The 12,815-nt window shown below is 35.0% G+C and carries 9 protein-coding genes, 3 tRNA genes and 1 other RNA gene; 6 read left to right on the top strand and 7 right to left on the bottom strand.

Translation table 11 applies throughout. The features are described from left to right. Positions 1–111: 111 nt before the first annotated feature. From ASG31_RS05190 to ssrA, 7 genes are all read right to left on the bottom strand, one after another. Positions 112–4,638 (bottom strand): tape measure protein, encoded by a 4,527-nt coding sequence (locus tag ASG31_RS05190; protein WP_082504482.1) that lies wholly within the window; start codon positions 4,636–4,638, stop codon positions 112–114. Between the two features lie 127 nt (positions 4,639–4,765). Then, positions 4,766–4,987 carry a hypothetical protein gene (locus tag ASG31_RS05185; RefSeq protein ID WP_056028884.1) on the bottom strand — a complete coding sequence of 74 codons (222 nt, stop codon included), beginning with the start codon at positions 4,985–4,987 and terminating at the stop codon, positions 4,766–4,768. A 17-nt stretch (positions 4,988–5,004) separates the two neighbouring features. Then, positions 5,005–6,285 carry a DUF6371 domain-containing protein gene (locus tag ASG31_RS05180; protein ID WP_056028882.1) on the bottom strand — a complete coding sequence of 427 codons (1,281 nt, stop codon included), beginning with the start codon at positions 6,283–6,285 and terminating at the stop codon, positions 5,005–5,007. Then, positions 6,266–7,615, bottom strand: a complete 1,350-nt coding sequence (locus ASG31_RS05175; RefSeq protein ID WP_056028880.1) for a DUF3987 domain-containing protein — start codon at positions 7,613–7,615, stop codon at positions 6,266–6,268. Before ASG31_RS05175 ends, ASG31_RS05180 begins: the two co-directional genes overlap by 20 nt. A gap of 78 nt (positions 7,616–7,693) precedes the next feature. Continuing rightward, positions 7,694–7,990 carry a helix-turn-helix domain-containing protein gene (locus tag ASG31_RS05170; RefSeq protein ID WP_131725500.1) on the bottom strand — a complete coding sequence of 99 codons (297 nt, stop codon included), beginning with the start codon at positions 7,988–7,990 and terminating at the stop codon, positions 7,694–7,696. 466 nt (positions 7,991–8,456) lie between these two features. Beyond that, positions 8,457–9,755, bottom strand: a complete 1,299-nt coding sequence (locus ASG31_RS05165) for a site-specific integrase (protein WP_056028875.1) — start codon at positions 9,753–9,755, stop codon at positions 8,457–8,459. A 194-nt stretch (positions 9,756–9,949) separates the two neighbouring features. Continuing rightward, positions 9,950–10,349, bottom strand: a transfer-messenger RNA (tmRNA) gene (gene ssrA, locus ASG31_RS18180). Positions 10,350–10,921: 572 nt separating this feature from the next. On the opposite strand from ssrA, the gene rpsU reads away from it, so the two are divergent. From rpsU to ASG31_RS05135, 6 genes are all read left to right on the top strand, one after another. Further along, entirely contained in the window at positions 10,922–11,119 is a 198-nt protein-coding gene (gene rpsU, locus ASG31_RS05160; RefSeq protein ID WP_056028873.1) for a 30S ribosomal protein S21, read from the top strand. Between the two features lie 82 nt (positions 11,120–11,201). After that, the gene (locus ASG31_RS05155) at positions 11,202–12,089 is read left to right on the top strand and encodes a tyrosine-type recombinase/integrase (protein WP_056028871.1); all 888 of its coding nucleotides are present in this window, start codon (positions 11,202–11,204) and stop codon (positions 12,087–12,089) included. Then, positions 12,086–12,376, top strand: coding sequence for an HPF/RaiA family ribosome-associated protein (locus ASG31_RS05150; protein ID WP_056028869.1), 291 nt, complete (start codon positions 12,086–12,088; stop codon positions 12,374–12,376). The genes ASG31_RS05155 and ASG31_RS05150 overlap by 4 nt, the downstream gene beginning before the upstream one ends. Positions 12,377–12,485: 109 nt before the next feature. Then, a tRNA-Thr gene (locus ASG31_RS05145) sits at positions 12,486–12,559 on the top strand. Between the two features lie 17 nt (positions 12,560–12,576). Beyond that, a tRNA-Tyr gene (locus ASG31_RS05140) sits at positions 12,577–12,655 on the top strand. An 87-nt stretch (positions 12,656–12,742) separates the two neighbouring features. Further along, positions 12,743–12,815, top strand: a tRNA-Gly gene (locus ASG31_RS05135).

Raw genomic sequence — 12,815 nt, 5'->3', positions numbered from 1 at the left:
CTGTAATTTACAATAAAAATCCCGACCTCATGAAAAAAAGTCGGGAATACAATGTTTCAAAATATGAACCTATATTTTGTAAATTTTGTTAGTAATTGTTAATATTTATTTTTAAGGTAACCCGGCTAATTTCCCCTTGGTTTTCTGGTTTAGCTCTGAAATATCTTTTCTAATCTGATGAAGATTCCTTGTGTTAACCTCAATCTGGGAAAGCAAAACAGTTTGAGCATTTCCGACAATGTGATTCTTTTTCATTAATTGGAAAATGGCACCTATATTTATTCTGACTGCATTAAACTGCGCTTCCAATGCTCCGGCTGTCTTTTCAGTAATTCCTTTAAAACCTCCCTTCATTCCTTCTGCTGCTTCAAAGGTTGTATCAAATAGTTCATTGATATTTTTTATACCATCTAAGAAGCCTTGAATTCGAGGGTCGTTCTTGTAATCATTTTTAAGTAAATCAATTTCCTCTTGACTTAAACCATCGAAAGCCCCAGACATTGCATTTGCCGCAATATCAGCGTTTAATTTTTTTAATAATTCCTGATAATATGTTTTTGTAGAATTTAAAGCGACAGCATTTAACGAATTTGCATTTTTTAGCTTTGCATCCAGATCAGCAATAGCTGCTTCGTATTGTTGCTTTAAAGCTGATTGATTAGCTGTTGCCCCTCCGGTTCCACCAAATCCCATTGAAGCATAAAGTTTATCTACAAACTCTTCAGCTACCGGTTGAATGAATTTTATTTTCAATGCATTTACAACAGCATTTTTCATAACCTCATCAGCAACTTTTTCAAAGGACAATGCGGCATCTTCACCTTTACCAAAAGCCTCGATTAATGCAGTCGCTAAGTTGTCAGCCAAATCTTTAAAATCAGTTGTAAGTACAGAAGCTTTAAAATCATCCGCTAATTGCTGGATTTGATTATTAATTTCCCGAATGTCGTTTGTGTAAGTTGCAATTTTTTGCTGATCTGCTTTTTTCTTTTTCGATTCAGCAGCTCTCATTTGCTCAAGTATCTTTTGCTGTTCCTGCAGATTCTGAATTAATCCGCGCTGCATTGATAATTGAGCCTCTCCGGCTGTTTTCTCAATCACTGTCTGTAATTCCTCATAAGAAGTTTTCAAATCATCAACCGCCGCCTGCCAAGATTTAATTTCTCGATTAATCTTTTTTGTTTTGTTTCCAGCAATCCAAGAAAAGAGGGAAATAATAGCTTTGATGGCTGTATAAATTATCTGAATTAAAGCCGTGATCCAGTTCGAAAATGTAGCTTTTGTAATTGTGGTATTAACTAATTTTGCTGTCTGGCCTATAACCTCCATACTTGCGATTCCAACAGTAGCAACTTGCCCAATAAAATCAATAGCATCATTTGCAGCATCGCTAAGATATTCCCTAATTGGGCTTAATGTATCAAGTATTCCCTTTGCCGCTTTACTGGTTGATTTAATACCTTTAGATGCTTTTTCAAATGCATTATAACTTTCCTCTCCTGCTACTTCTGATTTTTCACCGAAAGACGTAAACAAATCCTGCAACGAATTAAAAAGTCCTAAAAATGGGTTTTCTTCCGAAATCCTATCTTTCACATCACGGAAATTTTTCAAAAGAATCTTGAAATCAACGGGTGTTAATAATTTCGAAAGGCTTCCCTGCTTTGCTTCAAGTTCTTTGAGCAAAATATCCATCTGATACGCCGTCAGTTCCTCAATATTGCCATACAAAGACATCCATGCTTGTGATTGTGTCAATTCATCAACTGCAAGCTGTGAAATTTCTTCTTTCGATTTTCTATCTACTGATCCAGCGGTAAACTTCTTCTGATCCGGTGTAAGATTAACATCAGCATTTATTTTTTTGATTGCATCAGCAGTTTCTTTCTCAATTTGAATCTTTTTTTGAGCAAATGCAGTGTTTTGATCAAGTAAATTTCTGTATGCTGTTTTCTGTCTTTCCAGCTCTTCATCCTGAGCCTTTTTAACCAGGATATTTTTTGAATTTAGTTCATCGCCCGTGGTTCCTTCTTCATTTGCATTTTTAAAAACTTCCAACTTTTCGAAAAGTTCATCACCCTTGAATTTTACTTTAAATTCATCGATTTGTTTATTAATTTTATCGATGAAAGTTGCTTCACCAGTGTAATCAGCAAGAACACTTTTAAGTTTTATTAAATTTTCGGCTGCATCAATCCCTTTTACTGTTTCCAATGATTTACCAAGATTGTTCAAATATTGAAGAAAAGTGAGATCTTTAACTTTGGGAAACATTTCATCAGTCGTTTCTTTACTGTATCCGGATTTCAATAATTTATCCTTTACTTCAATCTGTCTTTTTGTCTCAATTATATCTTCTTCAAAGGTTTTTACCTCGATCTCCCTTCTTTTAGCAGCTAATCGAGCATTGATCTCGGCAAGTCGGCGCATAGCTTCTTCTTTAGTCACTTTTTCGCCAGTGTACAAAGTATTGCCTTTATCATCCTTGTCATTCCCGTACTTATCAAGTTTTCTAAGCTTTACAACGCCATTTTCAACCCTTTGAAGTGCATCAGTAATTAACTGGGCATCCTGCTCTAATTTTTTGATGCTACCATCAGGAAATATTTCCGCAAGTTGTCGGTTATCCGGCTTTGCTTTGTTGTAATTGATTATCTTATTGTATTTTTCAATAAGCGCATGATTCGCAATCCATTGTTTAGTTTGTGGAACAAGATTTTTATTAGCTTCCTCAAGCCTTTGGACTTCTTCCTCATACCATCTTTGAGTTCCTTTTTTTGCGCCGGTTGCAGGTGCTATTTCTTCCTCGGGAATAACTTCAGGTTTAAAACCAGATAATTCATATCTCAGTTTATCAGCTTGTTTCTTTTTGAGTTGCAACGCCTCACCATTCATTTTCCCTAACTTGATTTCTTTTTCAAGTAACTGTAATTGTTTTTCTTTTTGGGAAATTTCCTTGTTATTATTCCGGATTATAGCATTTGAAAGCGCTGTTTTACTGTTGGCTGTACTCTGTTGCTCCCTCCATTTTTCAGCGAGAGCATCACGTTTCTGTTCGGCTGCGAAAGCTTTTCTATTATAGTCTAATGAGGCCTTTCCCGCCTTTCTCGCTTCTTCGTCTAATTTTCGCCATTTCTTTGCCTCTTCATCGGCATCCATGACCTGAGTTTTTAAACCTCCTGCTTTGAAAGATTCTTCGAAAGATTCTTCTAAAACTTTTCTGGAAGCAGCCACCTTTGCCTGAGCCATTGCAAAAGCATCAATTTTGCCAGTAACATACTCTAAAGCATTTCCGAGCCTGAAAGTTGATTTATACTGAGCGTCAAGGGTTCCTCTGAATTCCGGATCTATTGCGATCAGTCTTTCATAAGCCTGCTTTCTCTGTTCTAAAGATGAACTTTCATTTCGAATAATTGCAATTAACTGAGATATGTTCGCCTTAGTTGCGGCAACTCCTTTACCGAAAGAATTATTATAAGCTTCTGTTACGGCCTGCTGTGCCTTTTGGGCAACGCTTTGTTTTTCAATTATGCCGATCAGTTCACCTAACTCAGTTTTGTAGTTGTAGACGATCGCAATCAGGGCTACAATGGCAGTTCCCAACAAAACATAAGGATTTGCTAATGATGCGGTATTTAAAGCGGTTTGCGCCACCGTTGCGCCTCTGATCATTTTGATAAGATTTGCAAAACCTTGAATTATTGCAGGCGCGGCAATTCGTGTTTGTAGTGCAGATGTGAAAATTAAAGCTGCGCGATAAGCTCCATAAATTTCAATTAGTGTCAAGATTGCTTTTCCTACATCTTCGTAATGTTCTACCAAGTAGGTTAAGCCCTGAATTCCATCAGTTAAAATACCTTGTTGACCCTCACCGATTTTGTTTAGCATCTGATCCCATGTGTCACCCAAATTCGAGACTTGTCCGGATAATGATTTAGATTGCTTTTCCATCAGATTAAAGAACATTCCGCCCTCGTTGGTCATGTTGAAAAGAACATCTTGAACATCTTTAAATCCGATTTTACCAGCGGAAACCATTTCTGTGATCGCTCCGGTAGTTGTATTGAATTTTTTAGCGAGTTCGGCGACCATGGGAATTCCTGCTTCCGTAAACTGACGAAGATCGTCTCCCATTAGTTTGCCTTTGGCTTTTACTTGACCGTAAACGAGGTTAATTCTTGAAAGAGGAACGCCAAGACCTGCAGCAATGTTCCCCATACGGGTTAAAGTGTCAACGACCTGATTTGCGGGAATTTGGAATGCGAGTAATTGTTTAGCACCTGCCGAAACTTCCTGCAAACTAAATGGAGTGTTTGCGGCGAGGTCAACCATTTGCCCCATGAGTTCGGCTGCTTTCCCCTCACTTCTAAGCATTGTAGAAAAGGCAATTTCAGTTTTTTGAAATTCACCTCGAACATTAATCAATTCGGTAATAAAACTTCTTATTGCTCCAACTGAAAAATACCCTGCAATTCCTAAAGAAAGATTCTTAAATGCAGAATCCATATTCCGAGTTTGATTTTGTGTATCTCGGGTAAGCCCCAAAATATCACGACGCATTGTTTGAATATCCCTGCGCCATTGTGTTAAGTCGATGCCCGCACCAAAATGCAAGGCTCCCTGACTTGTTGTGTTCATTGTTTCATTTTTATCATAAAGATTTCTCCTTATGCGTTTCTGTACATGCTTTTATATTCTTTTAGGGTTAAACAATATTTAGATTGATGAACGCCGGTACCGTGATTTCAGCACCGGCGATTTATTATTAATTCATTTCGTTTAGATCGGAAGGATCAAAATATCTATCCGGAAAAAGCTCAGATAATACTTCATTCTTAACTTTATTCAGTTTATACATAACTGCACTACTGGATGTCTTTCCGTTAACCAATTCCTCTCTCTCTGACGGAGATAATCGATTTAAAATCATTTCCCTTACTTCGGGATTATTCATTACATTTTTCGGGTCAAATTGTTCTTGTGTCATTGTTTGTTATTTAAAAATCAATATGGTGTTGAATCAGCAAGGAAATAATATCCTGCTTTTGAATAGTCAATTATTTGCTTCATCTGCATTATCAGAAGTAAATCTTTTCCATCATTACTACTGAATCCTTGAAGCTCATTCAAGGAAATAAGTAATTCTCTTTGGGTTCGGCTGTCATTTTCTGGAATAATTAGTTTTGCTAATTCTGATAATTCAGCCGAATCTATTTGCAAGCCTTCTTTAACTCTTTCAATTTTCGTAATGTCTTGATTAGTAATAAATCCACCATTTTGTGGAGCCGTATTATTTTGATAATCGACAGACGGAGTTTCGTCCATGCTTTCCTGTAGTTTAGATTCTGTATCTACCGAAATTGAATGCAAGTTATCAATGATAAAATCTGCAATATCATATCCTTCAGCTTTTTGTTGCTCTGAAATTTTATCTTCCAGAACTCGACTAACTTTAAAATTAGTAGAATAAAGTTTTGAGGCTTTTTCCGCTTCAATTTCCCAAATATCAAATGCTTTTGAATCTGCTGATGTATCAGGAATTAAAATAACTTTTCTGCCTTTCAATACAGATAACTTTTCAGCCTTCAGCATGCTTAAACTCATTGAAGCTAACCAAATGTACTCTGGCATTAAAACACTTCCTAAAATCGCATTTTTCGGAGATTCAACAATTATTACTGGACTCTCTCTATCATTTGTTAGTTGGTGTTCACCAAACAAACATGAAATATTCTTTTCATTGGTAGAGTAATTTTTCAGCCATTGAGGCTCTATTTTATAGGCTTTTTTTAATATTAAATGAAGCCAGTATGTAGATACGGTATGAAAATTTGCATCAAATAATTTACATTGTACGGCATGAATCAATCCATACCTATCAATAACGGGAATACAAATTGCGCCTTGATAGTTGCCTTTCGTTAAAGTTCCAATCTTAAAAATTTTAAATGCATTAATAAGTTTCTTAGAATCTATACCTTTATTTATTGCTGCTTTGTAGAACGTATTTTGATCATAACTATTAATTGTTCTATTTAAAATTTCATCCGGTATGTAATACTTTACAGTAGATATACTATTTCTTGGCGCCAATTGTATTTTATCACTTTCCGGCTGAAGAAAATAGCCGCATTTTATTTCTCTGTCACACCTGCCATATTCTGAACTTAAATATTCTCCGGATTCTCTGTCTCTAAATTTTACAAAAGTTTGCTTATTGCAATCTGGGCAATGAAATTTTTTCGCGCTCCAATCCAAAACTATTTTATAAACTGCTGCTTCCATTATCAACAATTTTCTTAATTAATTCCACATCATGAATCTTCTCAGAAGTAAAAAATTCTTTATTTTTAAAAAATGCATAGGCAGCAGTTTTTTTAAGAAGTTTCTTACCTTCCGCTATCTCTACACCCTGAGCTCTTGTGAATGAATCAGGCAAAAGCGTGAACAATTCCTTTTTTTCATCGGAAAGCTTATCGTACGGCTTGACCATTTCCATTTTATCCAACATACCCACTGCATTGTTTCTAAAATATTTATAAAGCAGAATAACATCATCAATTACATATTCTGGTATTTGTTTTGGAAAACTGCAATCATAGGCTCCATTAGCAACATGTAAAATCAAAGCTAATCGATGAACATAAGTATTTAGTTTCGCATCGATAGAAGCTATTGCTTCGTTATCGCTTAATTCACGAGAATTTATAAAAAACTTTACCTTCTCCCATGCTTCAGCCGAATATTCAAACATAAAGGGGTTTTCTGGAGATCCATTTATGTAGGTTATATTATGCATTATACGCGCCCAATCATCATTAACACTTACATCCATTTCGTCATCTGTTAATTTTGGAACGTGTTGATTTGTTGGTTTAAAGATTAAGAATCGAGCCATCATTCCATCGTCGATTCGTGACTTGAAAATTTTCTCAAATACTTTGGTTTGAATCCCCCCAGAAATGCACACATGTGGCTTTTCTATCAGAATGGCACCACCCGAAACCCTATCTTTATTTATAGCTTGCTGACTGAATATTTGCATGATCACCTGCTGATCATTTCCTTGCCCTTGACTATATTTTCCAAATGATCCAAATAAACCCGGAATTTCATCAACATGAATCCACAACCCATTCGGATTATCTAAGTGCCTTACAGCAACGGATTCAATAGTAAAATCAGACATTAAAGTCTTCACAAGTTTAGGCTTAGGAATATCTAATCTGTCATTTTTTTTAAGTGCTTGGTTTTCCTCGTAAATGATAAACCTTTCATTGTATTCTATAATGTTTTGCTTGTCTTTTTTGAAAAAAGGTTTTTGAGCGAATCCAGAAGGAGTGGATTTCCCAGAGCCGGAATTACCCACAACTATACTGTAAATTATAGCGCACTCTTCATAACCACTTTTTATTCTAAGCTTACATGAATTGCCTATTTGCGTTCCGAATGCAGGCAATATGTATCCTGCGGAATAATCGGCATTATAACAGTTCTTTCGCGTTTCAGAAAATATTCTCTGCATAACTTTGCATCGGAAAACTTCCGTCGGAAAGCTGTCTTTTTCAAGTGTATCTCTTATTTCAGATACAAAAGAATTTAAGTTTTCCCTCATTTTAGTCGTTTTTGATTATTGTTACAACAAACCATGAGATTCTATTTATCAATAAAATCTGAAGATTTGCAAAATTTATTACGACTTTCTCTGAGTAGAATTGAGAAGATTTCGAATGTCCTCGTACTTGTAATACTTTCTGCCTTCAATTTGGCAGGATAGTATTAAGCCTTTTTTTTCCCACTTCCAAAGTGTTGTTCTGTCAATGGAAAGAAAATTAGCTGTTTCCTCATTTGTGAGGAACTCTTTTTGAGTGGTTTGAAGATTTTGAGATACAGCATTTTGCCAATCGGCAAGCTGTTTTTGAATTGATTGTTGAGTTTCTTTAATCACAAGTAACATGCTTGGGATTTCCTCAAAAGGTACTTTAGTCATTTTTGGTTGGTTTGGATTTAACAATTATCCTACCTTGACTTTGCGAAAAAACTTGTACTTTTGCTTTTTATATTGACTTGTGAGGGTGAGATTTTACAAGGCAATATACGCTAACGCAATTTTTAAATTGTTCCGCTCGGCTTAGGTCGGGCTTTTTTTTACTTAAAGCTTTACTTGAAGTAAGGCTTCCTAATTATTTGATAGCAAAGTTACTTTACTACAATTTATTTTGCAACAGTTTTAATGCGTTATTTTTTGTTGCATGAATAATTATTGTGTTTAAAAACGGTTTTTATTACACAAAACCAAACAATATACACCCGTAGTTAACAAATGGGGTCTCTTAATTTATAAATGTTTTCCGCGCTTTCCGTTTTAATTCCGAGAAGTATACGGAAATATTACAATCTGATTAACAGTATGTTATATTGTTTTTCCGCGTTTCCGCGATTCCGCGACTAAGAAACTATTGAAAACCTGCATCTTTAAATTTAGCCTTTGTAAATTCAGCTCTTTCTAAAGAATTTAATTTATTGTAAATAGCTATCATTTTATCTTGACCATGTCCGGTGATCTTTCTTATAGATTCCAAATCAATATTATTTATAAATAGAGATACAAATGTTCTGCGGCCAACATGCGAAGTAATCACTTCGTGTTTTGGGAAATGACCTACTATTTTTCTGTAAACCTTCTTATTATTGACAATAACCGGCTGTCTGTACTTGGGCGCAAACACAATATCATTAATTTGTGCTTTTTCACAAACTTCTTTGATGTATTCATTGTATTTCTGATCACTTATTTTTCTGGGAAAGTTTCCATTCCTCTTATTCAATATTCTTTCAACTTCAGCAAATAATGGAATCGTTACCTCTTTACTGGTTTTTTCCTGCGTAATTTTCAAATATTTTTCCCCGCTGCTATCAGTCACAACCTTTTCAAAATTAAATTTCATGAGATCAGAAACTCTCTGAGCAGTCCAACAGCTTATAAGAAGCCAGTCTCTGGCATTATCTAAATAATCTGTATGTAAATCTATATTCTTTAATAACTCGATCTCATTCCACGTTAAATATGGATCATCAGGATCATTAGTGTTTATATCGGGGAAATCTTTTGATAATTCCCACCATTCAGGATCATCTGAAACTTTTATCTTTTTTCTTTTAGCATACTTCCAAAAATCTCTGATATTACTTAATGTTTTGCGGATATATGATCTTTGATAATTATTATGGTCAAGGAAATTTCCAAAATCTTTTTTGAATCGATCATCAATGTCCTGAATTCTAAATTTAGGATTAAATGCCATGACTAAGTTTCTGGTTCTTTTGTAAACTTTTTTTGTACCATCTTTAATTCCTATGTTCATTTCACAGTAATAGTCTACAAAACCTTTAAAATCAGTAGGTGTGTTTTTCCTTTCCTTATCTGCATCAAAGAATTGATTTATTTTAGTTTCTGTAAGGGAATCTTCTTTTTTTAATTGGTCAAGGTAATCTAAAAGACTATCTTCGTATTCAATAAATTTAGTATTAAAGTCAGAGATCTTATTTTCCTTGATCTTTTTGTTCGTGTCATATCGAGGCAAGGCTTTTTCAGATTTTGAAAGAATCATTCTTTTCTCTTCTTGGTTCCAGTTCTCAACATCCACACTAAATGGAGTAGGTCGGATAATTTTAATGGAATGCTGCAGGTAGCTTACAGATGCATAAATTTTTTTTACATCTTTTGTTCCTCTAAGGAAAAATGATAAAGCCATATCAGAATTATTTACTACAAATATAGTTTTGTTTTGTATTTGTAGCAAATTTTGTAACTAATTACAGCAACAAATACAAACAACATAAAACCGAAACAAATATAAAAAGCTTTATTAATAGTACTTTGAGTGTGGTTTTCGAAGACTATAAGCAATAAAAAAGCCACTTGCGATAAGTGGCTTTGTTGCGTGGGTTGTGGAGTTGGAGGGATTCGAACCCTCGTCCAAACAAGCAATACATAAGATTTCTACATGCTTATTTTACTATTGGTTTTAGACTGGAGGCAGAGAGCAAACACCCAACTTCCAGCTTATCTTCTGAGGTTTTCGAGTCTCAGCCGAAGCTTCCGAAACCTTATTTCTGCATTACTATATCTCAGAATCAAACGCCGCAGAACAGAGCATTTGTGAGACATCTTGCTTCCTTACTATCTTCGGGAAAGCGCTTAGAATCTTACTTTATTCGGATTAAGCTGCAAGAGCGAACTCTTCGTTGCCAGTTAAAATTTTGTAGCAAGGGATTTAAGAGATCGCGCTACGGTTCTCTGCATGCTTACTTACCCATTGACCTTGCTGTCGAAACCAGTCAACCCCATGTTTAAGTGAAGGCAAAGATACAATTTTTTGTTTACATTTTATTTATATTAAAAAAGCTTTGAACAACAGGCAAAAGAATTGATTTGAAAAAGACTTTTTGAATCAATTACTTTATGAGCATAAGCTCTTTGCTATAACTTGATTTTATAGTTACTTCATAAGAAACATAAAAATGATAGAGATAAAGCAGTTTAGTTTGACTCCGTCGAAACACTTCGTTAGGTTTCCTACGGAACGGCAGATTGACTGTTGATTTTAGTGTCAGTATTGTAAACAATAGATTAAGTAAAACATTTTAGATTGACTCCTTCGAAACACTTCGCTGGGTTTCCTACGGAATGACAAAGTAACTGTTGATTTTACTGTTAAAATCAAAGGCGAATATTCGTATTTATCTTTCTTAAAAATATCTTGAGAATTTCATCAGATTATAACGTTTAGGGGTTAATAGAAGGCTAAATTTAATAGACATCTGAAACGAATTTAAAATAAAATCAATTTTTAATTAGAAATAATTTGGTAATCAATAATAAATTTCTATTTTTGCAATCCAAAATGAGATGTAATTTATGTTAATAATTCCAGTAAAAGACGGAGAGTCTATCGACAGAGCACTTAAAAAATATAAGAGAAAATTTGACAAAACAGGTACTGTTCGTCAATTAAGATCAAGACAGGCCTTCATTAAGCCGTCTGTAACTTTAAGACAGGCAAGACTTAAAGCTGCTTACAAGCAAGTAAATCTTAGCAAAGAAGAGCAGGCTTAAGAAATTTTCTTAACTCGCATACTAAATTCATTCTTTAAATAGTTATATTTATTGAGTGAATTTTTTGTTTTCACCCCTTTTTATGATTGACAAATTTCTTCAGTACATATCGTTCGAAAAACGCTATTCTCCACACACCGTAACGAGCTACAAAAAAGATCTGGAAGATTTTTATGAATTTTATATTCGCACAGAAGGTTCAGAAAATCTTTTAAAAGCAGACAAAAAAATCATCCGTAATTTCATTGTAGAGCTCAGCGAAAAAAATATCGCGAAAAGGAGTATCAACAGAAAAGTTTCCACTCTGCGCAGTTTCTATAAATTCTTTTTGAAGATTCAGGAAATTACAACCTCTCCTGTAGAAAATATCAGTTCGCTAAAGTTTTATGCCGAAAAGCAAATTCCCATTTCAAGTGATGAAATGAAAAATCTTGATGAGAAAATCTCTCTTGAAACAGACAACCTGCTGGAACACTGCATCATCGAAATACTTTACCAAACCGGCATACGGAAAGCCGAACTTTGTGGCTTGATATTTGAAAATGTAAACTTAGGAGCACAGGAGCTGAAGATCATAGGAAAAGGAAACAAGGAACGTTACATTCCCATTTCGGATAAACTTACCCAACTTTTATCTGATTATTTAAATATCAGAAAACCAAAAGAAAACTTTGGCAGTTATTTTTTCGTCAATAAAAACGGTAAAAAACTCACCGAAAAATTTGTTTACCTTACCGTTAATAAGTACCTTAGTCTTGTAACATCCAAAGAGAAAAAAAGCCCGCATATTTTAAGACACAGCTTTGCTACACACGTTTTAGATAATGGGGCAGAAATTTCAAAAGTAAAAAAAATATTAGGCCATTCCAGTCTTGCCAGTACTCAAGTCTATACGAATGCCAATATAGAGCAACTAAAAAAAGTGTTTAATCTGGCTCATCCACGAGCCGCAAAAAAAGAAGAATTATGAAGATCACAGTACAGTCAATTGGTTTAACACCACACGAGCCACTAGAAGATCACATCGAAAAAAAAGTAAACAAGCTTGCTACTTTCTATGACAAGATTCACGATTGCAAGGTTTTTTTGAAAGTAGAGAATGCTTCAGACAGAGAAAACAAAACAACAGAGCTTATTTTAGCTGTTCCGGGTGACGATATTGTTGTGAAAAAGACCTGCGCAACATTTGAAGAAAGTTTAGATCAGTGCGTAGACACAGCTAAGAAACTGCTAATCAAGAAAAAAGAACTGGCTTAATAAAAAAGTTGAAAAAAAGATACTAAAAGTTTGAGAATTCAAAAAATCCGTTCTATATTTGCACACGCAAAAAAGGAACAGCGATCTTTTGAATTCTTTTTTTATTTAGGCTTCCATAGCTCAGTTGGCTAGAGCAGCTGATTTGTAATCAGCAGGTCGTGGGTTCGAGTCCCTCTGGAAGCTCATTTTAATATAAACTCGGGGAGATCAGAGTGGCTAAATGGGACTGACTGTAACTCAGTTGCTTCGGCTTCGTAGGTTCGAATCCTGCTCTCCCCACGGTTTATATTCAAATAAAAAACTTGCAGGTCTCAGAAGATTTTTCTAAGTTTGCACACCGTTACCAATAATTTTGGAAACAAAATTGCGGAAGTAGCTCAGTTGGTAGAGCGTCAGCCTTCCAAGCTGAATGTCGCGAGTTCGACCCTCGTCTTCCGCT

The sequence above is a fragment of the Chryseobacterium sp. Leaf404 genome (genome assembly GCF_001424145.1).
Classification (GTDB): Bacteria; Bacteroidota; Bacteroidia; order Flavobacteriales; family Weeksellaceae; genus Chryseobacterium.
This window is presented reverse-complemented; position numbering and strand designations above follow the sequence as displayed.